This is a genomic window from Bacillus sp. 01N42_2, assembly GCF_056399565.1.
This window is the reverse complement of the sequence record NZ_JBFTRO010000002.1, coordinates 248,593-272,780: the sequence shown is the minus strand read 5'-3', so window position 1 is coordinate 272,780 and position 24,188 is coordinate 248,593. Positions and strand designations below refer to the sequence as shown.

The 24,188-nt window shown below is 46.1% G+C and carries 22 protein-coding genes; all 22 read left to right on the top strand.

The genetic code is table 11. The annotated features are described in order from the left end of the window. The first annotated feature begins 2 nt into the window (after positions 1–2). Positions 3–1,238 carry a M16 family metallopeptidase gene (locus AC1DN5_RS05025; RefSeq protein WP_016936082.1) on the top strand — a complete coding sequence of 412 codons (1,236 nt, stop codon included), beginning with the start codon at positions 3–5 and terminating at the stop codon, positions 1,236–1,238. A gap of 75 nt (positions 1,239–1,313) precedes the next feature. Further along, entirely contained in the window at positions 1,314–1,571 is a 258-nt protein-coding gene (locus AC1DN5_RS05020; RefSeq protein ID WP_003154176.1) for a YlmC/YmxH family sporulation protein, read from the top strand. Positions 1,572–1,727: 156 nt separating this feature from the next. Continuing rightward, positions 1,728–2,618, top strand: a complete 891-nt coding sequence (dpaA, locus tag AC1DN5_RS05015) for a dipicolinic acid synthetase subunit A (protein WP_016936081.1) — start codon at positions 1,728–1,730, stop codon at positions 2,616–2,618. A 2-nt stretch (positions 2,619–2,620) separates the two neighbouring features. Further along, positions 2,621–3,208, top strand: coding sequence for a dipicolinate synthase subunit B (gene dpaB / locus AC1DN5_RS05010; RefSeq protein WP_099744055.1), 588 nt, complete (start codon positions 2,621–2,623; stop codon positions 3,206–3,208). 136 nt (positions 3,209–3,344) lie between these two features. Then, complete coding sequence (gene asd, locus AC1DN5_RS05005; protein WP_064778922.1) at positions 3,345–4,385, top strand: aspartate-semialdehyde dehydrogenase; 1,041 nt, start codon at positions 3,345–3,347, stop codon at positions 4,383–4,385. 88 nt (positions 4,386–4,473) lie between these two features. Then, positions 4,474–5,688, top strand: coding sequence for an aspartate kinase (gene dapG, locus AC1DN5_RS05000; RefSeq protein WP_366969384.1), 1,215 nt, complete (start codon positions 4,474–4,476; stop codon positions 5,686–5,688). Between the two features lie 30 nt (positions 5,689–5,718). Further along, entirely contained in the window at positions 5,719–6,588 is an 870-nt protein-coding gene (gene dapA, locus AC1DN5_RS04995) for a 4-hydroxy-tetrahydrodipicolinate synthase (protein WP_003154166.1), read from the top strand. A 178-nt stretch (positions 6,589–6,766) separates the two neighbouring features. Then, a complete protein-coding gene (rnjB, locus tag AC1DN5_RS04990; RefSeq protein WP_016936077.1) occupies positions 6,767–8,434 on the top strand; it encodes a ribonuclease J2 in 1,668 nt (555 codons plus the stop codon). A gap of 115 nt (positions 8,435–8,549) precedes the next feature. Next, positions 8,550–9,287: a ClpP family protease gene (locus AC1DN5_RS04985; protein ID WP_047474942.1), complete on the top strand. Its 738-nt coding sequence runs from the start codon at positions 8,550–8,552 to the stop codon at positions 9,285–9,287. Further along, positions 9,284–9,493 (top strand): YlzJ-like family protein, encoded by a 210-nt coding sequence (locus AC1DN5_RS04980; protein WP_016936075.1) that lies wholly within the window; start codon positions 9,284–9,286, stop codon positions 9,491–9,493. Before AC1DN5_RS04985 ends, AC1DN5_RS04980 begins: the two co-directional genes overlap by 4 nt. A gap of 133 nt (positions 9,494–9,626) precedes the next feature. Continuing rightward, complete coding sequence (locus AC1DN5_RS04975) at positions 9,627–11,990, top strand: FtsK/SpoIIIE family DNA translocase (RefSeq protein ID WP_366969382.1); 2,364 nt, start codon at positions 9,627–9,629, stop codon at positions 11,988–11,990. 124 nt (positions 11,991–12,114) lie between these two features. Further along, positions 12,115–12,840 carry a GntR family transcriptional regulator gene (locus AC1DN5_RS04970; RefSeq protein ID WP_016936073.1) on the top strand — a complete coding sequence of 242 codons (726 nt, stop codon included), beginning with the start codon at positions 12,115–12,117 and terminating at the stop codon, positions 12,838–12,840. Positions 12,841–12,951: 111 nt separating this feature from the next. Then, positions 12,952–14,184 carry an MFS transporter gene (locus AC1DN5_RS04965; RefSeq protein WP_016936072.1) on the top strand — a complete coding sequence of 411 codons (1,233 nt, stop codon included), beginning with the start codon at positions 12,952–12,954 and terminating at the stop codon, positions 14,182–14,184. Between the two features lie 103 nt (positions 14,185–14,287). Further along, a complete protein-coding gene (locus tag AC1DN5_RS04960; protein WP_366969381.1) occupies positions 14,288–14,743 on the top strand; it encodes a MarR family winged helix-turn-helix transcriptional regulator in 456 nt (151 codons plus the stop codon). Next, positions 14,743–17,862: an MMPL family transporter gene (locus AC1DN5_RS04955; RefSeq protein ID WP_366969380.1), complete on the top strand. Its 3,120-nt coding sequence runs from the start codon at positions 14,743–14,745 to the stop codon at positions 17,860–17,862. Before AC1DN5_RS04960 ends, AC1DN5_RS04955 begins: the two co-directional genes overlap by 1 nt. Positions 17,863–18,013: 151 nt before the next feature. Next, positions 18,014–19,294: an EF-P 5-aminopentanol modification-associated protein YfmF gene (gene yfmF / locus AC1DN5_RS04950; RefSeq protein ID WP_366969379.1), complete on the top strand. Its 1,281-nt coding sequence runs from the start codon at positions 18,014–18,016 to the stop codon at positions 19,292–19,294. Continuing rightward, complete coding sequence (gene yfmH, locus AC1DN5_RS04945) at positions 19,291–20,577, top strand: EF-P 5-aminopentanol modification-associated protein YfmH (RefSeq protein WP_016936068.1); 1,287 nt, start codon at positions 19,291–19,293, stop codon at positions 20,575–20,577. Before yfmF ends, yfmH begins: the two co-directional genes overlap by 4 nt. Before the next feature lie 58 nt (positions 20,578–20,635). Further along, positions 20,636–21,364, top strand: a complete 729-nt coding sequence (gene ymfI / locus AC1DN5_RS04940; RefSeq protein WP_095240826.1) for an elongation factor P 5-aminopentanone reductase — start codon at positions 20,636–20,638, stop codon at positions 21,362–21,364. A gap of 75 nt (positions 21,365–21,439) precedes the next feature. Beyond that, positions 21,440–21,697, top strand: coding sequence for a DUF3243 domain-containing protein (locus tag AC1DN5_RS04935; protein ID WP_003154150.1), 258 nt, complete (start codon positions 21,440–21,442; stop codon positions 21,695–21,697). 128 nt (positions 21,698–21,825) lie between these two features. Continuing rightward, a complete protein-coding gene (locus AC1DN5_RS04930; RefSeq protein WP_007409819.1) occupies positions 21,826–22,617 on the top strand; it encodes a DUF3388 domain-containing protein in 792 nt (263 codons plus the stop codon). Between the two features lie 18 nt (positions 22,618–22,635). After that, positions 22,636–23,523: a helix-turn-helix domain-containing protein gene (locus AC1DN5_RS04925; RefSeq protein ID WP_047474929.1), complete on the top strand. Its 888-nt coding sequence runs from the start codon at positions 22,636–22,638 to the stop codon at positions 23,521–23,523. A gap of 74 nt (positions 23,524–23,597) precedes the next feature. Then, entirely contained in the window at positions 23,598–24,179 is a 582-nt protein-coding gene (pgsA, locus tag AC1DN5_RS04920; RefSeq protein WP_016936065.1) for a CDP-diacylglycerol--glycerol-3-phosphate 3-phosphatidyltransferase, read from the top strand. The last annotated feature ends 9 nt before the right edge of the window (positions 24,180–24,188 follow it).

Here is a 24,188-nt window from a genome sequence, read left to right as displayed (position 1 = left end):
ACTTGATAAAACGCTATACATGCCAAAACGGTGTAAGAGTTGTGCTTGAAAATAATCCAACGGTGCGGTCTGTGGCAATCGGCGTCTGGATCGGAACGGGATCACGCCATGAAACGCCGGATACAAACGGTATTTCGCACTTTCTCGAGCATATGTTTTTTAAAGGAACAAATACCAGGTCCGCACGGGAAATCGCAGAATCCTTCGATCGGATAGGCGGCCAAGTGAATGCCTTCACTTCAAAAGAATATACGTGTTATTACGCCAAAGTGCTGGATGAGCATGCCAACTACGCACTTGATGTGCTGGCTGATATGTTCTTTCATTCTGCTTTTGACGAAGATGAACTCAAAAAAGAAAAGAACGTCGTATATGAAGAAATCAAAATGTACGAAGACGCGCCGGACGACATTGTCCACGATCTGCTGAGCAAAGCGACATACGGCAATCATTCGCTCGGCTACCCGATTCTCGGGACGGAGGAAACCCTTTCATCGTTTAACGGCGATTCTCTCAGACAGCATATGGATGACTTTTACACACCGGACCGCGTCGTCATTTCTGTCGCCGGAAATGTTACGGAACAATTCATTAAAGACGTGGAGAAATGGTTCGGTACATACGAAGCGAAGGGCAAAGCTAGCGGCATCAGCGAGCCTGAGTTTCATTATGAAAAGCTCACCAGAAAAAAAGACACGGAACAGGCGCACCTCTGCCTTGGTTTCAAAGGTCTGAAAGTCGGAGATCCGGATGTTTACGATTTAATCGTTTTAAACAATGTGCTGGGCGGAAGCATGAGCAGCCGTCTTTTCCAGGATGTGCGTGAAGATAAAGGACTGGCTTATTCTGTATACAGCTATCACAGTTCTTATGAAGACAGCGGTATGCTGACGATTTACGGAGGCACCGGCGCCAATCAGCTCGATCTTCTGTCTGAAACCATTCAAGAAACGTTATCGGTGTTAAAACGTGACGGCATTACCCCGAAAGAACTGGAAAACAGCAAAGAGCAAATGAAGGGAAGTTTAATGCTCAGCTTAGAAAGCACAAACAGCAAAATGAGCCGGAACGGGAAAAACGAACTTCTGCTCAGAAAGCATAAGACGATGGATGAAATTATCGCTGAATTAAATGCAGTCAGCCTGGAAAGCGTCAACGGTCTCAGCCGCCGATTATTTACGGATGATTACGCATTATCGCTCATCAGTCCGACCGGAAATATGCCGGCCTCATCTTAAACGGGAAGTCTGCCTCTCTAGGGGGGCAGGCATTTTTTTTTGCCCGGAATCATATAGTACAAGGGGGTGGCTATCATGAGGCTCAGTGAACTGTCAGGTAAAGAAATTGTAGACATTAAACGGGCGGAGCGGCTCGGTGTGCTCGGCCAGACTGATTTGGAAATTAATGAACAGGACGGGCAAATTACCGCGCTGTTGATCCCGACGGTAAAATGGTTTGGATTGCGAAAACAAGGCCACGACATCCGTGTCCCCTGGAACCATATTCAAAAAATCGGGTCAGACATGATCATTTTAGACGTTCCCGGGGAGATCACTCCTCCTGAAGAGTAGACTGTATTCATTTTTCGCAAGCACCGGCTCAAAGAGCCGGTGCTTTTTTTATGAAAAAGACGCTGTACATTCACCGCCCTTTCTCTTTGCACATACGATGAAGAGGAGGATGACACTTAAAAGATCCAGTAACTGTAAAGAAGGTGAACGTTTCAAATGTTAACCGGATTGACAATTGCGATTATTGGCGGTGACGCAAGACAGCTTGAGATTATAAGGAAGCTGACAGAACAGCATGCCGATATTTATCTTGCAGGATTTGACCAATTGGATGACGGTTTTACAGGAACCGTCAAATGTAAAATTGATGAGATTCCATTTCCGAAAATAGACAGTATCATCCTGCCTGTATCGGCAACGACCGGAGAAGGCATTGTCTCAACGGTTTTTTCAAATGAAGAAGTGGTATTAAAGCAGAGCTACCTTGAGCAGACACCGGAGCATTGCGTGATTTATTCAGGCATCTCTAATGCATACCTTGAGGGCATCGCCAGCGAAGCCGGCCGCAAGCTTGTTAAATTATTTGAGCGGGATGACATCGCGATATTCAACTCGATTCCCACAGTTGAAGGGACAATCATGATGGCGATTCAGCATACGGATTATACCATTCACGGGTCAAATGTCGCCGTTCTCGGCATGGGGCGCACCGGTATGACGATCGCCCGGACGTTTGCAGCGTTAGGAGCGAAGGTAAAAGTGGGCGCGCGGAGTTCGGCTCATTTGGCCCGTATATCGGAAATGGGGCTTTCTCCTTTTCAAATTGAAGAACTTACTGATCATGTAAATGATATTGATATTTGTATTAACACCGTACCGAGTCTGATTCTGAATCAAAGCGTTTTATCGCGCATGACGCCGAAGACCTTGATTTTGGATTTAGCATCCCGTCCGGGCGGAACGGATTTCAAATATGCTGAAAAACAGGGCATTAAAGCGCTGCTTGCTCCGGGTCTTCCGGGAATTGTGGCTCCGAAAACAGCCGGACAGATTATTGCGAACGTATTGAGCAAGCTTTTGGCAGACTTAAAGAAAGAGGGGAATTAGCCATGTCTCTGAATGGGAAAAGAATCGGATTCGGATTAACCGGCTCACATTGCACATATGAGGAGGTTTTTCCGCAAATAGAAGCACTTGTCAGACAAGGGGCTGAAGTCCGGCCGATTGTGACGTCGACCGTCCAATCGACCGATACGCGCTTTGGAGAGGGGGGAGATTGGGTCAGAAAAATTGAAGAAACAACAGGTTTTGAGGTAATTGATTCCATCGTAAAAGCGGAGCCTCTCGGGCCGAAACTTCCGCTCGACTGCATGGTCATCGCCCCCTTAACCGGAAACTCAATGAGCAAACTCGCAAATGCGATGACTGACAGCCCCGTCCTTATGGCTGCGAAAGCCACGATCCGCAACAGCCGCCCGGTCGTGCTCGGCATTTCGACAAATGACGGCCTCGGTTTAAACGGAACGAATTTAATGAGGCTGATGTCCGCAAAAAACATATTTTTCATCCCATTCGGCCAGGATGACCACGTGAGAAAACCGACATCTCTTGTCGCCAGAATGGATCTCCTTCCGATTACGGTAGAAAAAGCGCTTTTGCATCAGCAGGTTCAGCCTGTGCTTGTACAGCATCAGTAATAAAAAATCAAGACACATAAAATCATTCCGGAATAAAAAAATTCGGTCAATCCGTGACTATTCTATGGTAAAATAAAACGTAAAATGCAAAGTCAATTCAACAAATGATGCTTAATTGGCGGAAGGAGTTTTACAGATGGGAAGAGGATTACACGTAGCAGTTGTCGGAGCGACGGGAGCCGTAGGGCAGCAAATGCTGAAAACATTGGAAGACAGAAACTTTGAAATCGAAACACTCACACTACTATCCTCAAAGCGTTCTGCTGGTACGAAAGTAACGTTTAAAGGCGAAGAGTATACAGTGCAGGAAGCTGTTCCGGAAAGCTTCGAAGGCGTTCATATCGCGCTATTCAGCGCCGGCGGAAGCGTATCACAAAGCCTGGCGCCTGAGGCTGTAAAACGGGGAGCCATCGTAATTGACAATACCAGCGCATTCCGCATGGATGAAAATACACCGCTTGTAGTGCCTGAGGTGAACGAAGGTGATCTGCATAAACATAACGGCATTATCGCCAACCCTAACTGTTCAACGATTCAGATGGTGGCGGCGCTTGAACCGATCCGCAAAGCATACGGCTTGCAAAAAGTCATTGTATCTACTTACCAAGCTGTGTCCGGAGCCGGCAATGAAGCGGCGAAAGAACTGTACAGCCAGACGAAGGCGATTTTAAACAATGAGCCTGCAGAACCGTCCATTATGCCGGTTAAAGGGGACAAAAAGCATTATCAAATCGCTTTTAACGCCATTCCGCAAATTGATAAATTCCAAGATAACGGCTATACGTTTGAGGAAATGAAAATGATTAATGAAACGAAAAAAATCATGCATATGCCGAAGCTGGAAGTGGCTGCGACATGTGTCAGACTGCCGATTGAAACAGGCCACTCAGAATCTGTTTACATTGAGCTTGACCGTGATGACGCAACCGTGGAAGACATTAAACAGCTTTTAGAAGAGGCTCCGGGTGTTACGCTTCAGGATGATCCGGCGGAGCAGCTTTACCCGATGCCTGCTGATTGCGTCGGCAAACGGGATGTATTTGTAGGAAGAATCCGTAAAGATTTGGATAGAGCAAACGGTTTTCATTTGTGGGTTGTTTCTGATAACCTGTTAAAAGGCGCCGCTTGGAACTCAGTTCAAATTGCGGAAAGCCTGCAAAAACTGAACCTCGTATAAAACAAACGTATTTTCTATAGGCGAACAGAAGAGAGTAAGGCTCTGCCTGCTCTCTTCTGTTACGTCAGACTAATTTGGAGTGAAAATAGTGAAAATCATTGTTCAAAAATTCGGCGGAACATCCGTAAAAGATGACAAAGGCCGCAAGCTTGCGTTAGAACACATTAAAGATGCCATCAGTGAAGGATATAAAGTTGTCGTTGTCGTATCGGCGATGGGAAGAAAAGGAGACCCGTACGCGACGGATTCTTTGATCGGGCTTCTTTACGGCAGCCAGTCCGACATTTCTCCGAGAGAGCAGGATATGCTTCTGTCTTGCGGAGAAACGATTTCGTCTGTTGTTTTTACCAGCATGCTGAAGGAAAACGGCATAAAAGCCGCAGCTTTAACAGGAGCCCAGGCCGGCTTTTTAACCAATGCCCAGCATACTGACGCCAAGATTATAGAAATGAAAACAGAGCGGCTGTTCGCGACACTCGCCAGCCATGATGCCGTCGTTGTGGCAGGATTTCAGGGAGCGACTGAAAAAGGCGACACGACGACGATCGGCAGAGGAGGAAGCGATACATCAGCAGCGGCGCTCGGCGCGGCGGTTGATGCTGAGTTTATCGACATTTTTACGGACGTGGAAGGCGTCATGACAGCTGATCCGAGAATCGTGGAAAATGCTAAGCCGCTTCCGAATGTCACATATACGGAAATCTGCAACCTAGCCTATCAGGGCGCGAAAGTCATTCACCCGCGCGCGGTGGAAATCGCCATGCAGGCAAAGGTGCCGATCCGCGTGCGTTCGACTTATTCAAAAGAAAAAGGAACTCTGGTGACGTCCCATCATTCGTCTAACGTCGGCAGCGATGTGTTCGAACGGCTGATCACGGGGATTGCTCATGTAAAAGACGTAACGCAATTTAAAGTTCCCGCCAAAATGGGGCAATACAATGTTCAGACAGAAGTCTTTAAAGCAATGGCGAACGCCGGCATCAGCGTAGATTTCTTTAACATTACGCCGAGTGAAATCGTTTATACCGTAGCCGGCAGTAAAACGGAAGCCGCGCGCAGCATTTTGGCCGAATTAGGCTATGAACCGACAGTGACGGAAAGCTGTGCGAAAGTGTCAGCGGTCGGTGCCGGAATAATGGGTGTGCCGGGTGTTACGTCAAAAATCGTCTCCGCACTTTCAGATAAAGGCATTCCGATTCTGCAATCCGCCGACAGCCATACGACGATCTGGGTGCTCGTTCATGAAAAAGATATGGTAACGGCCGTAAATGCGCTGCATGAAGTGTTTGAACTTTCAAAGTAAATGTGATTGAATCATGATGAGGTGAAAAAAATGAATGTCGGAAATATTTCTACAGCGATGATTACCCCTTTTGACAGTAAAGGGAATGTAGACTTTCAAAAACTGTCTACATTAATCGACTATTTGTTGAAAAACGGCACGGATTCTTTAGTCGTCGCAGGGACGACCGGCGAATCTCCGACACTTTCAACGGAAGAAAAAATTGCACTCTTTGAATTTACAGTCAAAGAAGTGAACGGACGCGTGCCTGTTATTGCGGGTACGGGAAGCAACAATACGAAAGACTCCATCAAACTGACAAAAAAAGCTGAAGAAGCCGGCGTCGATTGCGTTATGCTTGTCACGCCTTATTATAATAAGCCTTCCCAAGAGGGCATGTACCGTCATTTTAAAGCCATAGCTGAAGAAACGTCTCTTCCTGTTATGCTTTACAACGTGCCGGGCAGAACGGTCGCTTCGCTTGCGCCGGAAACGGCCATCAGACTTGCGGAGATTCCGAATATCTCTGCGATTAAAGAAGCGAGCGGTGATCTTGACGCGATTACGAAAATCATCGCCGAAACACCGGAAGATTTTTACGTCTATTCAGGTGATGACGGGTTAACCCTTCCTATCCTCGCAGTCGGCGGAAGAGGAGTCGTGTCAGTGGCCAGCCATATTGTAGGTTCTGACATGCAGCAAATGATTAAAAACTATACAAACGGGCAGACGGCAACCGCGGCACTGATTCATCAGAAGCTTCTCCCGATCATGAAGGAGCTCTTTAAAGCGCCTAATCCGGCTCCGGTCAAAACGGCGCTTCAGCTGAAAGGCCTTGATGTCGGATCTGTGCGTCTTCCTCTTATTCCGCTGAATGAAGATGAGCGCCTGAGCCTGAGCAGCGTCATCAGCGAACTGTAAGAAAAAATTTATACAGTTAAAATACGCGGTCATTCTCATTTTTATCGTGAGTTTGACCGTTTTGTCTACATATTGGTTTTCCCTAAACCTTCCGCTTCTTCTTGTTTTCTAAAATTGATATCAGTTATAATAGGAACAAGTGATGATGGACGGGTATGAGACTAGGAGGATACAGATTTTGAAAAAGAAAAATACAGAAAACGTCAGAATTATCGCCCTTGGCGGTGTCGGAGAAATTGGGAAGAACCTATATGTCATTGAAATTGACTCGGACATATTTGTAGTAGATGCGGGGCTCATGCACCCTGAAAATGAAATGCTCGGTATTGATGTCGTGATTCCGGATATTTCTTACTTGGTAGAACGGGCTGACCGCGTGAAGGCCATTTTTCTGACACACGGACACGATGAAAACATCGGAGGCGTCTTTTATTTATTGAACAAGCTGTCGGTGCCGGTATACGGAACGAAGCTAACGCTTGCTTTGCTGAGAGAAAAACTCAAGCAGTACGGGCATAATCGAAAAGCTGATTTACGTGAAGTTCACTCCAAATCAGTCATTACATTTGAATCAACAAAAGTATCGTTCTTTAAAACGATCCACAGCATTCCGGATTCAGTGGGAGTCAGCTTTAAAACATCACTTGGCTCTATTGTATGCACGGGAGACTTCAAATTTGACCAGACACCTGCTTATCACCAATCATGTGATATCGGCGAAATCGCCAAAATCGGAAACGGCGGTGTGCTTGCCCTGCTTTCTGACAGCGCCAATGCGGAGCGCCCGGGATATACTCCGTCAGAAGCACATGTAAGCGGTGAAATTTCCGATGCGATGTACAATTCAGACAACCGCGTCATCGTTGCCGTATTCGCGTCTAATATCAACCGGATTCAGCAAGTGATTCAGGCTGCCGCCCAGAACGGCCGCAAACTTGCAATCGCCGGAAAAAACCTGCAAAACGTGCTTCAGCTTGCGCGCAAGCTCGGCTATATTGAAGCAGAAGATGAATTGTTCATTCCGGTGCAGGATGTCAAAAAATATCCGAAACGGGAAGTGGCAATTGTTACAGCCGGAAGCCATGGTGAGCCGTTAGCCGCTCTTACGCGGATGGCCAAGCAGGCGCACAAGCAGCTTAACATTGAAGAAGGAGATACCGTTGTCATTGCATCAACACCGATTCCGGGACATGAATTGGTATATTCCAAAACCGTCAACCAGCTTGTCCGCGCCGGGGCTCAAGTCATTTTCGCCCAAAAACGCGTGCATGTGTCCGGTCACGGTTCGCAGGAAGAATTAAAACTCATGCTTAATTTGTTAAAACCGAAATATTTAATTCCGGTTAACGGTGAATTCAGAATGCAAAAAGCGCATTCCAAAATCGCTGAAGAAATCGGCATGAAACGCAGCGACATTTTCTTAATTGAAAAAGGCGACGTCGTTGAATTCCGCGGTCAGAATGTGAAAATCGGGGATAAAGTCACGTACGGAAACGTTCTGATTGACGGCCTAGGTGTCGGCGACATCGGCAACATCGTGCTGCGAGACCGCCGCTTATTGTCACAAGACGGCATTCTCATTGTCGTGATTACGCTTGATAAGCAGAAAAAGAACCTCGTATCGGGTCCTGAAATCATTACGCGCGGTTTCGTATATGTCAGAGAATCAGAAGGCTTAATTGTACAAGCTACTGAGCTCGTCCGCTCAATCGTGACAGAAGCGACGGAAACATCCGCCGTAGAATGGTCCACGCTGAAACAAGCCATGCGCGATGCGCTGAACCAATTCCTTTATGAAAAAACAAAACGCAAGCCGATGATCATTCCGATCATTATGGAAGTATAATGGACACAAAAGCCGGAGCGCATGATGCTCCGGCTTTGTTTTTGTTCATCTCCCGGATGGAAACCCGCTTCTTTGTTCATAATACAAAGAGACATTCGGAAAGGGTGAAGATAAAATGGATCATCGTATGGAAAACACCGAAGAACAGCAGCCCGAAAAATCAGATGCGAAAGACAGCATTATGAGCAAAATTCAGCAGCTGGGAGAGACATCTCTGCCTCAAATGTCTCAAGATACCAATATTCACTGTCTGACAATCATCGGCCAAATTGAGGGGCATGTCCAGCTGCCGCCGCAAAATAAAACAACCAAATATGAACACGTCATTCCGCAAATCGTCGCCATTGAGCAAAATCCGAAAATTGAAGGACTTCTGATTATCTTAAACACCGTCGGCGGTGATGTGGAAGCGGGGCTTGCGATTGCAGAGATGCTCGCATCTTTGTCAAAACCGACCGTTTCAATCGTACTCGGCGGGGGACACTCGATAGGTGTGCCGATCGCCGTGTCATGTGATCATAGTTTTATCGCGGAAACAGCGACTATGACCATTCACCCCGTTCGGCTTACAGGTCTGGTTATCGGGGTTCCGCAAACATTTGAATACTTGGACAAAATGCAGGAGCGGGTCGTCAACTTTGTGACCCATCATTCAAATATTTCCGAAGAAAAATTCAAAGAACTGATGTTTTCAAAAGGAAACCTGACCAGGGACATCGGAACGAACGTAGTCGGAAAAGATGCGGCTGATTACGGATTAATTGATGCGGTCGGCGGCGTCGGACAGGCGATAAAAAAGCTGAATCAGCTGATTGAAGAACGAAAGGGCGAGGAAGGAATGATGATTCAATGATCCTTTATACCGTCATGCCTCAAGAAGTCGTTTACGGTCAGGAAAGAGAGCAAAGCGCGCATGAACAGGTAGACTATGCCGGTGTGCCGCTGTTAGTCGAAATGAAGGGAAATGAAGCTGAAGTCGTACAGATTTTAAGTACGAACCCGATGGATTTTCTGAATCCGGACATCGCTCCGGGGCAAAAAATCAAGTTGAAAATCTAACTGGCATTCAGTCCGTTTCTCGGGGGCAAAATATGCTATAATAGGGGAATCCTACAGAAAACGCAGCCGGTAAAAGGCTGCTTTTCTTCATGATGTATGATTTTACATTTTTTAACGCAGTAAGGTGATGAGTGTGGCAAAGAAAAAACGGAAATCTAAAAAGAAACAAGAGAGTAAGCTCAATCTAAAATACGAACTAAGCGGACTGCTCTGCGTTGCAATCTCGATTATTGCTGTTTTGCAGCTCGGCGTTGTGGGACAGACATTTGTGTACTTGTTCCGTTTTTTTGCTGGAGAGTGGTTTATTTTATGCTTAATTGCGCTCTTCCTTCTGGGAATTTCGCTGTTTTGGAAAAAGAAGAGTCCAAGTCTTTTAACGAGAAGGAAAGCCGGATTGTACTGTATTATCGCCAGTATTTTGCTGCTGTCTCACGTACAGCTCTTTAAAAATCTGTCTCATCACGGGTCGATTCGGTCCGCAAGTGTCATCGGCAACACGTGGGAGCTGTTTATGATGGATATGAAACAGCAGGCCGCCTCGCCTGATTTGGGCGGCGGTATGATCGGCGCGGTACTGTTTGCAGCTTCCCACTTTTTATTTGCATCAACGGGTTCACAGATCATGGCGATCGTGCTGATCTTAATGGGGCTGATTCTTGTAACGGGGCGTTCACTGCAGGAAACGCTCAAAAAGTGGACGAGCCCCGTCGGCCGGTTTATCCGCGGTCAATGGCAGGCATTTCTTGAGGATATGAAAACGGTCAGAACGAATATGTCTTCGCCGAAAACAAAAACCAAATCGGGCAAAAAACAAAAACGGGTTCAAAAGAAAAAAGAAGTGCCTGAGCAAGAAGAAGAGGATGAGGAAATCATTACGCCGCTCATCCATTCAGAGCCGATTATTTCAAGCTTCTCAGACCGTCAGGAGAAGCGTGACGAACCGGTGATTTCTGAAGAGACGCAGGAGACGGCTCAAATGGTAAAAGAAGAGCCCTCCGGCGCCGCTCAAGACAGTGACGAACCGGCGGCTGCGGCTCCGCCCATGACGTTTACAGAGCTTGAAAATAAGGATTACCAAATGCCTTCATTGGACATTCTGGCTGACCCGAAACATACAGGCCAGCAGACAGATAAGAAGAACATTTACGAGAATGCAAGAAAACTCGAACGGACTTTTCAAAGCTTCGGCGTAAAGGCGAAAGTGACGCAGGTTCATCTCGGTCCGGCGGTCACAAAATATGAGGTCTATCCGGACGTTGGGGTCAAAGTCAGTAAAATCGTGAATCTGAGTGATGACCTCGCACTCGCGCTTGCCGCGAAGGATATCCGGATAGAAGCGCCGATTCCGGGGAAATCAGCAATCGGCATCGAGGTGCCGAACGCTGAAGTTGCGATGGTTTCGTTAAAAGAAGTGCTTGAATCCAAGCTCAACGACAAGCCGGATGCGAAGCTTCTGATCGGGTTGGGGCGAAACATTTCCGGGGAGGCAGTGCTTGCCGAACTGAACAAAATGCCCCATCTGCTCGTCGCTGGGGCCACGGGAAGCGGGAAAAGCGTCTGTGTCAACGGTATTATTACGAGTATCCTGATGCGAGCCAAACCGCATGAAGTGAAAATGATGATGATTGACCCGAAAATGGTTGAGCTGAATGTGTATAACGGCATTCCTCATCTGCTTGCGCCGGTCGTGACAGATCCGAAAAAGGCCTCACAGGCTTTAAAAAAGGTCGTCAATGAGATGGAGCGGCGCTATGAACTGTTCTCCCATACAGGCACGAGAAATATAGAAGGCTATAACGACCATATCAAACGGTCAAATGCCGAAGAAGAAGTAAAGCAGCCCGAACTGCCGTACATCGTCGTCATCGTTGACGAGCTTGCCGATCTGATGATGGTCGCTTCTTCCGACGTGGAAGATTCGATTACGAGACTTTCACAGATGGCTCGGGCGGCAGGCATTCATTTGATTATCGCGACACAGCGGCCTTCAGTCGATGTCATTACCGGAGTGATTAAAGCCAACATCCCGTCGAGAATTGCCTTCAGCGTCTCATCTCAGACCGATTCACGGACGATTTTAGATATGGGCGGCGCTGAAAAGCTTCTCGGCCGCGGAGATATGCTGTTTCTGCCTGTAGGCGCGAATAAGCCTGTGCGGGTCCAGGGAGCATTTTTATCGGATGAAGAGGTTGAGCATGTCGTAGATCATGTCATCACACAGCAAAAAGCGCAGTACCAAGAAGAAATGATTCCGGAAGAAACCGCGGAAACACACAGTGAAGTGACGGATGATCTGTATGACGAAGCGGTCGATTTGATTATCGGCATGCAGACGGCATCTGTCTCCATGCTTCAAAGACGGTTCAGGATCGGATACACGAGGGCCGCGCGTCTGATCGACGCAATGGAGGAACGGGGCGTCGTCGGCCCGTATGAAGGAAGCAAACCGAGGGAAGTACTATTATCAAAAGAACAATATGATGAGCTCTCTTCTTAAAAAGGAGAGAGCTTTCGCTTAAAATGATACCGCCAAAATCATTCCTATTTATTTTTTTATCAAAACATGATATAGTTGTCCCAATTGTTCAATAATTTATGAAAGTGGTTTACGGAGGGGAAACATGTCTACAAAAGCTGACAATCGTCACTTGTATTTAAAAGTGATTGAGCGAATCAAAGAGGATATACAAAACGGAATTTACACCGAAAAGGAAAAGCTTCCTTCTGAATTTGAGCTTTCAAAATCGATGGGTGTCAGCCGGGCAACTCTGCGTGAAGCTTTACGTATCCTTGAAGAGGAGCATGTGATTATCAGAAGGCACGGTGTGGGCACTTTCGTCCATACAAAACCGCTGTTTCTTTCAGGTATTGAACAGCTCAACAGTGTGACGAAAATGATTCAGCAAGCGAACATGGTGCCGGGTACGATTTTTTTGTCGTCTCAGGTTATTACACCGTCTGATGAAGATATCGCAAGATTCCGGCTTGAGCCTGAGCAGGAGCTTTTTTATTTGGAGCGCGTGAGAACGGCAAGCGGCACTCCGGTCGTTTACTGTCTGGATACGATTCCGATGGATATTCTGCCGAATTCTTTCTGTCATGAACAGGAATCCATTTTTGATCTCTTGGAAAAAAACTCCGAATCTGTGATCAGCTATGCCGTTGCTGATATTGAACCGATCGGATACCACGATACGATTTCACCGGTTTTGGAGTGCGAACCGGAGACGGCGCTTTTATTGCTGAAACAAACCCACTATAATCAGCATGATGAGCCTGTGCTGTATTCATTAAATTATTTCCGGGCTGATAAGTTCAGCTTTCATGTTGTCAGAAAACGTTTTTAAGACAGACGCGTCATGTGTCTGTTTTTTTATTTGCGCCGTTCGTACATACTTTGTTTGCCGCAAGACACAATAAAACAGGAAACAACCAAGTATAGTGAATGGGTGAATAAGTTGAGTAAGAAGAAAAATGGAACGAAAAATATCATTGCTTTGGCTTCTGTACCGCTCGTCATGACACTCGGGAATTCGATGCTGATTCCTGTCCTTCCGATGATTGAAAAGAAGCTGTCCATATCGTCTTTTCAAGTATCGTTAATTATAACGGTATATTCGATTGTGGCGATTATTTGTATTCCGATTGCCGGATATCTGTCCGATAAATTCGGAAGAAAAAAGGTCCTTCTGCCTTGTCTTCTCATAGCCGGTGCGGGCGGCGCGATTGCCGCGATAGCTTCGACCGCGTTCAAGCATCCATATCCCATTATCTTGGCGGGACGGGTGCTTCAGGGAATCGGTTCGGCAGGGGCGGCTCCTGTTGTGATGCCGTTTATCGGTGATTTGTTCAAGGGTGATGATGAGCGGATTACCGCGGGGCTCGGCGACATTGAAACGTCAAACACAGCCGGGAAAGTACTAAGTCCGATTCTCGGGTCGCTCTTGGCTGCTTGGTTCTGGTTTATGCCGTTTTGGTTCATTCCGTTTTTTTCGCTCATCAGTTTTTTTCTCGTTTTGTTTATGGTGGATAAGCCGGAAAAAAAGCAAAAAGAAGTGCCTTCTATTTCCGAATTCGTGAAAAATGTGGGTCACATATTTAAGCGTGACGGCCGCTGGCTCTTTACGGTATTTATCATCGGCTGCGTGATTATGTTTTTGCTGTTCGGGGTTCTGTTTTATTTATCAGACTCGCTGGAGAAGAAGTACGGAATTGACGGTGTGGCGAAAGGAGCGCTTTTGGCAATCCCGCTTTTATTTTTATCCGTCAGTTCGTATATAGCAGGCAGAAAAATCGGGAAAGACCAAGGCAAAATGAAGTTTTGCATCGTTTTCGGAATGAGTGCCGTGACACTGTCATTTATCGGCCTGTGGTGGAATCACAGTTTTTATTTATTATTTATCTTCTTGTGTGTCAGCGGTATCGGTATCGGAATGGCATTGCCGGCTTTAGACGCTGTCATCACAGAAGGCGTAGACAACGAGGAATCGGGAACCATCACCTCATTTTATAACAGCATGCGGTTTATCGGAGTAGCGGCGGGACCGCCGATATTTGCCGCACTGATGTCAAATGCGGGCTGGCTGATTTTCATTTTATCTGCTTTTTGCGGCATTGTATCAGTATTTTTAGCGCTGTTAAATATCTCTTCACAAGCAAAAGAAAAAAAGGAATCATTAAAGACGGTGTAATCTGCACTGTCTTTTTTTATTTGATTCTGAATATTGACATGATACCGTCAGCTCGTTATCCTTTAATAGTTAAACATATTAACTATTAAAGGAGGGGGAAAATGTGCATGAAGAAAAAGTAAAACAGCTCATTCAGCGTTATTCCGATGTATACCTGCACGTCTTAAAAAAAATTGACAGCATTATCGCCGAAAAAGTGAACAAAGAGCTGACATTGGATCAATATTACATACTCCGCTATATTATGCTCAATCCCGATTGCAAATCAATTGAACTGGCAGCGGTATGCCACGTCAACAAAAGCGCCATTACATCCATGACGAACCGCCTGTATGAAAAAGGATACATCAAAAGAGAACGGAGCCAAAGCGACCGCCGGAGCATTCTGTTAAACGTCACGGAAAAGGGGACGGAAGTATTTCACCGAGTGGAGCGGCGGATTGAGGATCTCGTTCGTTCATACATTATGCATTTTGATGAAGACGAGGCGGAAATGTTCGTTAATATATACGAAAAATTATATCGACTGATGATGACAGAGGAGGATCGGCAGACATAATGAAAAAGATTATCCAAGCCCGCTGGATTATCGCCGCGGCATGGATCGCCGCAACGGTGATGTTTATGCTTACAGCGCCTGATATGGCTGAATTGACACGGGAGAAAGGCCAGATTTCCGTACCGGACGGATATTCCTCTTCTTACGCCCATAAACTGCTTGATGAAATGTCTGATTCAGACGCACCGTCTTCTTCAGCCGTCATCGTATTTCACGAGAAAGGCTTAATGACAGACAAAAAAGCTCGTTTGCAGGAGGCTGTGGACACCTTATCTGAACATAAAAAAGCGCTTCATATTAAAACGGTGACCTCATATTTCGGGGAAAAAAATGAAGACGTCAAAAAACAACTTCTGTCAAAAGACAGACAAACGATGCTCGTTCAGCTGCAGCTTGATACATCGAAAAATGACATCCTCAAAATAAAAAACAAAATTGATAAAGAACTGAAACCGTACGGCGTATCATACGGCATCACAGGCCAGTCGCTGATTGACGAAGATGTGTTGAAAAGCTCGCAGGACGGCTTAAAAAAGACTGAATATATAACGGTTGCTTTTATCCTGATCGTGCTGATTCTTGTATTCCGGTCAGTGGTTGCTCCGTTTGTGCCGCTTTTATCTGTATTAATTTCTTATTTAGTCAGCCAGTCCATTGTCGCATTTTTAGTCGATCAGCTGGATTTCCCGCTCTCAACCTTTACGCAGATTTTTATGGTTGCGATTATGTTCGGAATCGGCACAGACTATTGCATCCTGCTTCTCAGCCGCTTTAAAGAAGAACTGTCTCACGGCGCTGATATAAAAGAAGCGATCGTCGTGACCTATAAAACGGCCGGAAAGACGGTTTTATACAGCGGCGGAGCGGTATTGATCGGATTTGCCTGCATCGGATTTGCGACATTTAAACTGTATCAGTCGGCAGCCGCCGTTGCGGTCGGCGTCGCAGTGCTGCTGCTTGCACTCATGACGATCGTGCCGTTTTTTATGGCTGTTTTAGGAAAAAGACTGTTTTGGCCTGTTAAGGGCGATATTTCCCATCCGCAAAGCAAAGCATGGGAAACGGCAGGGCGGTTTTCATTTAAAAGGCCGCTCATCAGTCTTGCAATCGTGGCGGTATTTACCGTCCCGCCTATCCTTCTTTACAAAGGCGCTCTATCTTACAACAGCCTTGACGAAATCGGGGATAAATATGAATCCGTTCGCGCGTTTAATACGATTTCAGACGCATTCGGCCCCGGAGAACTTCTTCCGGCGACAGTTGTCATCAAAAATGACGACAAATTAAATACCGAAAAACACCTGATTGATATCGAAAAAATCAGCAGAGAACTTGAAAAGACAGAAGGTGTGAAAACGGTCAGAAGCGCCACGCGCCCTGCGGGAAACGGATTGAATCAATTATTTGTCACAAATCAGGCAAAACAGCTTCAAGAAGGGCTTGATAAAGGCAATACAGGACTTGAAAAAATAACGGACGGTTTAGGGCATGCCGCAAAGTCGTTAGCTGATTCACAGCCGCAAATTGAAGAGTCGGGAAAAAGCGTCAATCAGCTTATTGACGGAACACTGTCTCTGAAATCCGGGCTTTCTGATATAGGAGAAAACCTGAATAAACTGCAGGCGGGCGTCAATAAGAATAAAGCCGGCGTCGCTCAAATGAGAAAGCAGATTGAAGAACAGAAACAAATGCTCTCTATGCAGCTCAGCCAAAACAGCGGTCTCGCTTCAGAAACGCAAAACGCTTTAAAGCTGGTCAAAACCGTTCTGCCGATGAAAAATGAAGCGAGCAGGCAGCTTGCTGATTTGAACAAACAGCTTAACCGGCTGCCGTTTGCAAAACTGGAAGCATCGATACCGGCAGTGAAAGCTGATCCGTCCTATCAAGTGATCAAATCTGCTTTTACAGATGTACAGTCAGCCGTTTCCAAAGCAAATAGAGACGCCGAAGCGTTTTCTAAAGAGGTTGACAGTCAAAAGGATCATCTGCAGCAAGCGGAAAAACAATTTTCCCGACTGTCAGCCGCCCAGAAAAAGATTGACACCCAAATTAACACTATGATTAACGGCCTGACCCAAATTGAAAACGGCCTTCAGCAAGTGTCAGACGGCCAGGGGGCTCTCGCCGGACAAATGCCGCGCCTTGAATCGGCGGCAGGGCAGCTCGCGGAAGGTCAGAAAAAAATGCAGAGCGGTCTCGGTGATTTTTCTTCCCAGCTCAGCGATCTTTCTTCCGGCCTTAACGATAGTGTAAAAGGGCTTAAGAAAGTGTCAAGCGGCATGATGGGGGCGAATGATTATCTGGGTGAGCTTCATAAGGCGTCAGACAAAGAAATGGCCGGCTGGTTTGTGCCGAAAGACGCCTTGGAAAACAGCGATTTCACAAGCGTGTTTAATACGTACATGTCTGATGACAGAAAAACGACAGAATTAACAGTTGTTCTTGATAACAACCCTTATTCAAATACGGCTATTCAAGATATTGAAGCGATCAAAGCGAGCGTTAAAAGGATCATTCCGAACACGGATCTGAAAAATGCCTCTTTCGGCGTCTCCGGGGTTTCCAGCATGAATGCCGATTTAAAAGAAGTATCGGATTCAGATTTCAAACGGACGGCAATGTTTATGCTGGCGGGCATTTTTCTGATTCTCATCGTGATGCTGCGCTCCCTCATTATGCCGGTTTATTTAGTGGCTTCGCTCGTCCTGACGTATTTCGCATCCATCGGGGTGACGGAATACATCTTTACACACTTCTTCGGGTATCCGGGCGTAAACTGGGCCGTGCCGTTTTTCGGCTTTGTCATTCTGATGGCTCTTGGTGTGGATTATTCCATCTTTTTAATGGACCGCTTTAATGAGCTGAAAAAAGAAGGAACGGAAGCCGCGATGATCAGCAGTATGAAAAATATGGGATCGGTCATCATTTCGGCGGCAATTATTTTAGCGGGAACCTTTGCGGCCATGCTGCCGTCAGGCGTTCTTTCCCTTTTGGAAATTGCAACCGTGGTATTAACCGGCCTCCTCATGTATGCAATTGTTGTCCTTCCGTTTTTTGTACCGGTCATGGTGAAAATATTCGGAAGAGCCAACTGGTGGCCTTTCAATTTGAAAAAATAACGTACAATGCCTCTGCCTGTTTTCTGGCAGAGGTTTTTTGTTTCCTTATAAATCCTCCAGTTGATATAATTACATCTGCGCACTCTTTTTTGCGAATGCTGAATTTTGGTCATAATACATACTATTAAAGAATGAACGAAGGAGGTTTCACATGACTTACGTAAATGAAATGAAGTCAAAGCACGGCGGAATCACCGCCCACATCGTAAAGACTGAGAAATTTAAAACCGTTTCACTGACGTTTAAAATGCTGGCTCCTTTAACAAAAGAGCTCGTAACAAAAAGGGCGTTGTTTCCTCATGTGCTTCTCCGCGGTACAGAAAGCCGGCCGAAAACCGCTGATTTGCGTTCTTATTTCGATGAGCTGTACGGGACATCCGTTTCCGCTGATCTGACAAAAAAGGGAGAACGTCATGTTATTACGTTCCGGCTTGAGATTCCCAATGAAAAATATCTGAAGGACCGCACACCATTATTGGAAAAAGGGCTTCAGCTTTTATCAGAGCTTGTCTTTTCGCCTGCTTTGGAAAACGGCGCCTTCCTGCCCCTTTATGTCACGCAGGAAAAACGGACGCTGAAACAGCGGATTCAAGCCGTATATGACGATAAAATGAGATATTCTAATCTCCGTCTCGTTCAGGAAATGTGCAAAAGCGAACCGTATGCCCTTCACGTCAACGGTGAGATCGATGATGTCGAACATATTATGCCGCAAGATCTGTATGAAGCCTATCAAAAAGCCATACGCGAAGATCAGCTGGACCTGTATGTCATCGGTGATGTTGACACAGATCAAGTGAAAACGGCTGTTGATACGTATTTTAAAACGGCCGAACGGGCGCAGCAGCCTTTAGAAAGAAGCACGGCGAATGAACAGCCTGACCCGAAGGAAGTCATTGATGAAGAGGACGTCAAACAAGGCAAACTGAATATCGGATTCCGGACCAATACGACATACACAGATCCGGACTATCCGGCATTGCAAGTGTTTAACGGGCTGTTCGGAGGTTTTTCTCATTCAAAGCTGTTTATAAATGTCCGTGAAAAAGCGAGCCTCGCCTATTATGCAGCCTCAAGGGTGGAAAGCTTCAAAGGGCTCCTGATGGTCATGTCAGGCATTGAAGTGAAAAATTATAAGCAGGCCGTCACCATTATTGAAGAACAATTTCAGGCTATGCAAAACGGTGATTTTTCAGAGGACGATATCGCCCAAACGAAAGCCGTTATTAAAAACCAAGTGTTAGAAACGATTGATACGGCATACGGCTTAGCGGAATTTCTGTATCAGCAGGCTTCAGCCCAAGTGGAGATACCGATCGAAACTTTCCTTGACAATATCGAGAAAGTGACGAAAGAGGACATTATCAATGTCGGAAAGAACATCAAGCTGGATACGACTTATTTCTTAAAAGGGACGGGGGGAGCATCTTGACTAAACCGATAAACTACGAACAGCTGCAAGAAACGCTGTATCATGAAAAAATGGCAAACGGCCTTGATGTCTATGTGCTGCCGAAACAGGGCTTTAATAAAACATACGCCGTGTTTACGACAAAGTATGGTTCCATTGACAATCAGTTCGTTCCTTTAAATAAGGAAGAAATGGTTCACGTCCCTGACGGAATCGCGCATTTTCTTGAGCATAAACTGTTTGAAAAAGCGGACGGCGACGTGTTTCAGGATTTCAGTAAGCAGGGGGCATCGGCAAATGCCTTTACTTCATTTACACGAACCGCTTATCTGTTCTCCAGCACTTCAAATGTAGAGAAAAACCTGGAAACACTCGTGGATTTTGTTCAAGATCCGTATTTCACGGAAAAATCAGTGGAAAAAGAAAAAGGCATCATCGGCCAAGAAATTAACATGTATGATGATAATCCGGATTGGCGGCTGTTTTTCGGTCTTATCGAAAATATGTATAAAGACCACCCCGTGAAAATTGACATTGCCGGAACGGTAGAAAGCATCTCACATATTACGAAAGATCTGCTGTATGAGTGCTATGAAACATTTTATCACCCGAGCAATATGCTGCTCTTTATCGTCGGTCCCGTTGATCCTGAAGCGATCATCAGCCAGGTGCGGAAAAACCAGGAGAAAAAGCCGTTTACAGATCAGCCTGAAATCAAACGTGAAGAAGTTCAGGAGCAGGAAGCGGTTTTCCGCCGGGAGCAGGAATTAAAAATGAACGTCCAAGGCTCAAAATGTCTTGTCGGCTTAAAGGCGAAAAACCCTTATAAAACGGGGCGGGAGCTGTTGAAGCACGAGCTCAGCATGAACCTCATGCTTGAATGTCTCTTCGGAAAAAGCTCACCGCATTACGGCGACTTGTACGACAAAGGCTACATTGATGAAACCTTCAGCTTTGATTATACGGCTGAATACGGATTCGGTTTTGCCTCTGTCGGAGGAGATACACCGGAGCCGGATAAGCTTGCTGACGAATTAAAACAGATGCTGCTTGATGCGGGATCAGCCGTGACTGCGGAAAAACTTGACCTGGCGAGAAAAAAGAAAATCGGGTCATTTTTAAAAGCGCTCAATTCGCCTGAATATATCGCCAACCAATTCACGCGCTACGCCTTTTTAGATATGAGTCTGTTTGATGTTGTAACCGTACTGGAGCAGATTACCCTGGAAGACGTAGAGCGGGTCATTAAAGAAGAAGTGTCAGAAGACAGGCTGACAGTCTGCAAAGTCGTGCCAAAATCATAAAAAAACATCCCTCACGCCCTGAGGGATGTTTTTCTGGGGAAAGAAGGAATGTTGATTGATGAAACAGACAGCGCTCGTCACCGGAGCAAGCGGCGGAATCGGACAAAGTATAAGTGAAGTCCTCGCAAAAAACGGATATGACGTGCTTTTGCATTATCATTCTAATAAAGAAGCCGCACACAGGCTTGCGGAAAGGTTGAGCGCATCATTCGGTGTAAAAGCTTCCGTTATTCAGGCGGATCTGTCCTCACCGGAAGGCGCGGAGACACTCAGCCGCTCCGTTAAACAGCCTGTGGACGCTCTGATATTAAACAGCGGCAAAAGTCATTTCGGCCTGATTACGGACGTGACGGATGACACGGCCCGGGAGATGGTGCAGCTGCATGTGACGAGCCCGTTTTTGTTGGCGCGTAATCTGGTGCCCGGCATGATCCGGAAAAAAAGCGGTGGCATCGTCGCGATCGGTTCCGTATGGGGAGAAACAGGCGCATCGTGCGAAGTGTTATACAGCATGGTCAAAGGAGCGCAGCATTCGTTCGTCAAAGCGCTTGCCAAAGAGCTCGCTCCGAGCGGCGTCCGCGTGAACGCAGTCTCACCGGGCGCCGTTGATACGAATATGCTTGATCAGTTTACGTCTGATGAAAAAGAAGCATTGGCAGAGGAAATACCCGCGGGCCGGCTGGCAAATCCCGAGGAAATCGCCGAAGCGGCAGCGTTTTTATTATCGGAGAAGGCTTCCTATATTACCGGACATATATTATCGGTAAACGGCGGCTGGCACTGCTGAAAAAAATGTGTGTATAGTTTGCATCTGCACGGACAAAATAATTTTGTAACAACAGATGAAATGGAGGAAGCCAACATGTCAGTATTAGAAAACTGGGATAATTGGAAGAATTTCCTTGGTGACAGATTGAACTATGCACAGGAAAAAGGGATGAGTGATGAAACGATCACTGACCTCGCTACAGAAATCGGCGGTTACCTTGCGAACGAAGTCGACTCGAAAAACCATCAGGAAAAAGTGCTTGCTGATCTTTGGAGCGTTGCTTCTGAAGATGAACAGCGCGCCATTGCAAATATGATGGTGAAGCTTGTTGAAAATAACAGCACTCATTAAGAGGGGAGGATTTCTCCTCTCTTTTTTTATGTTTTCCTCTATAGAGCAACATTCTTCTTTCTAATTAGAGAAAAATGTTTTATGATAAAGGAAGGTAAAAATTTGCCACAATGGAGGGGGTATATCATTTGGCAAAGCTCGAATGGTATTTTGAATATGAAATTCAAGTGAACCGCCCCGGCCTGCTCGGGGATATTTCATCTCTTCTCGGGATGCTGTCAATTAATATTGTCACAATTAACGGTGTCGACCTTTCCAGAAGGGGAATGCTGCTCAGATGCCGGCATATAGATCAAATTAAACGATTGGAATCAATTTTAAAAACAATGGAGACCATTAAAGTAACGAAGCTGAGAGAACCGAGGCTTCGCGACCGTCTCGCAGTCCGTCACGGAAGATACATTCAGCGTGATGCCGATGATAAAAAAACCTTCCGCTTTGAAAGGGACGAGCTTGGCCTTTTGGTTGACTTTATGGCTGAGCTGTTTAAAAAAGAAGGGCACAAACTGATCGGAATCCGGGGAATGCCGCGGGTCGGAAAAACGGAGTCCATCGTTGCCTCAAGCGTCTGTGCCAGCAAAAGGTGGCTTTTCGTATCTTCAACGCTGTTAAAACAAACAATCCGCAGCCAGCTGGTTGCCGATGAATACAGCACGGAAAACGTGTTTATCCTTGATGGCATCGTTTCGACAAGACGGGGCTCTGAGCGCCATCTTCAGCTCGTCAGTGAAATTATGAGGCTCCCGGCGACAAAGGTCGTGGAGCACCCGGATATTTTTGTTCAAAATTCGGAGTATACGCTCGATGATTTCGATTATATTATCGAACTCAGAAATGATCCTGACGAAGTCATTACATATGAACATGCAGAAGAACCGCAAATATTTGATCAGACCGGTTTTTCAAGCTTTGATTTTTAATATTGGAAGGTGTTTGTTGTGACAGAATTAGCAATCCGGCTTAAAGAAGCCAGAGAGGAAAAAGGGATGTCATTGGATGAACTCCAGGCGGCGACGAAAATTCAGAAAAGATACTTAACCGCTCTGGAAGAAGGCTCCTATGATGTCATTCCCGGCAATTTTTATGTGCGGGCGTTTATCAAGCAATACGCAGAAGCTGTCGGGCTTGATTCAGACCAATTATTTGAAGAATATAAAAAAGACATCCCGAACACGTATCATGACGATGTGTCGGAGAAAATCTCCGGTCTCGCCATGCAAAGGGAGCTGCCTAAGTCCTCAAAGGCGGCGGAATGGCTTCCGACCGTTCTTATTGTCATCGGTGTGATTATCGTCATTGCGATCCTGTATGCGATTATTCAGTTTGGAATAAGCAAGTCCGGGCAGACTGACAGCAATAAGGCCGTCACCCAAAGTGAGAGCAAGTATGAGATTCCTAAGGATTCTGCGCTGAAAAACGACGGCAATACAAATGACGGAGCGCAGACTGACAGCAAAAAAGACAAAAAAGCGCCAGAGCAGAAAAAGAAAGAAAAGAGCAGTGAAAAGACAGAGATCAAAGCGGCCGGAACAGAAGGCTCCGCTTCTTCATACAATGTTTCCGGAGCTGATAAGTACAAGCTTGAACTGATTGCTTCCGACAACGCTTGGATCCGCGTCCGTGATGACAGCGGCGGTTCATTAAAAGAAGGAACGCTGCAAAAAGGCGAAACCTACAAAAAAGACATCACAGATCAAAAGCAGATTGAAATACGCACGGGCTATGCCCCTAACCTGAAAATTAAAATCAACGGAGAGGTTCTGTCCTATGAACTCAATCCGCATGATGTGATGGCGCAGACCATAACAATCAAGATGAAAAAATAAAAGGGGAAAAAGTCATCTGAACGATTAAGATGACTTTTTCTTCACGTCCGAGTACATATTATTGGAGGGGCTTTATGTTTAACTTACCGAATAAAATCACACTGGCAAGAATCGCTTTAATTCCTGTATTTATGATTATCATGCTTGTTCCTTTTCAGTGGGGCAGCCTTCATATAGGGGATGAATCGATTCCGGTCGCACATCTTACGGGAGCTGTTTTATTCATTATCGCATCAACGACTGACTGGGTGGATGGCTACTATGCCAGAAAGCTGAACCTCGTGACAAACTTCGGGAAATTTTTAGATCCGCTGGCTGACAAGCTGCTTGTGTCTGCGGCATTAATTACGCTTGTACAGTTTGACCTTGCGCCGGCGTGGATGGTCATCGTCATCATCAGCCGCGAATTTGCCGTAACGGGACTAAGACTTGTGCTGGCGGGAACGGGGGAAGTCGTAGCCGCCAATATGCTGGGGAAAATTAAAACATGGGCTCAGATCATCGCTGTTGCAGCGCTTTTACTTCATAATCTCCCGTTTGAGCTCGTTTCTTTCCCGTTCGGCGATATCGCTTTATGGGTGGCTGTGCTCTTCACAGTCATTTCCGGCTGGGATTATTTTGCGAAGAACTGGGATGCGTTAAAAACATCTAACTAAGAAAGAAGG

What these genes read in the sequence shown, in the direction of transcription:
- AC1DN5_RS04970 (WP_016936073.1), top strand. Translation starts at nt 12,115, where the DNA reads ATGTCTACAAAAGCTGACAATCGTCACTTGTATTTAAAAGTGATTGAG.
- AC1DN5_RS04955 (WP_366969380.1), top strand. Translation starts at nt 14,743, where the DNA reads ATGAAAAAGATTATCCAAGCCCGCTGGATTATCGCCGCGGCATGGATC.
- asd (WP_064778922.1), top strand. Translation starts at nt 3,345, where the DNA reads ATGGGAAGAGGATTACACGTAGCAGTTGTCGGAGCGACGGGAGCCGTA.
- AC1DN5_RS04980 (WP_016936075.1), top strand. Translation starts at nt 9,284, where the DNA reads ATGATCCTTTATACCGTCATGCCTCAAGAAGTCGTTTACGGTCAGGAA.
- dapA (WP_003154166.1), top strand. Translation starts at nt 5,719, where the DNA reads ATGAATGTCGGAAATATTTCTACAGCGATGATTACCCCTTTTGACAGT.
- dpaA (WP_016936081.1), top strand. Translation starts at nt 1,728, where the DNA reads ATGTTAACCGGATTGACAATTGCGATTATTGGCGGTGACGCAAGACAG.
- yfmF (WP_366969379.1), top strand. Translation starts at nt 18,014, where the DNA reads ATGACTTACGTAAATGAAATGAAGTCAAAGCACGGCGGAATCACCGCC.
- ymfI (WP_095240826.1), top strand. Translation starts at nt 20,636, where the DNA reads ATGAAACAGACAGCGCTCGTCACCGGAGCAAGCGGCGGAATCGGACAA.
- pgsA (WP_016936065.1), top strand. Translation starts at nt 23,598, where the DNA reads ATGTTTAACTTACCGAATAAAATCACACTGGCAAGAATCGCTTTAATT.
- AC1DN5_RS05020 (WP_003154176.1), top strand. Translation starts at nt 1,314, where the DNA reads ATGAGGCTCAGTGAACTGTCAGGTAAAGAAATTGTAGACATTAAACGG.
- AC1DN5_RS04935 (WP_003154150.1), top strand. Translation starts at nt 21,440, where the DNA reads ATGTCAGTATTAGAAAACTGGGATAATTGGAAGAATTTCCTTGGTGAC.
- AC1DN5_RS04985 (WP_047474942.1), top strand. Translation starts at nt 8,550, where the DNA reads ATGGATCATCGTATGGAAAACACCGAAGAACAGCAGCCCGAAAAATCA.
- dpaB (WP_099744055.1), top strand. Translation starts at nt 2,621, where the DNA reads ATGTCTCTGAATGGGAAAAGAATCGGATTCGGATTAACCGGCTCACAT.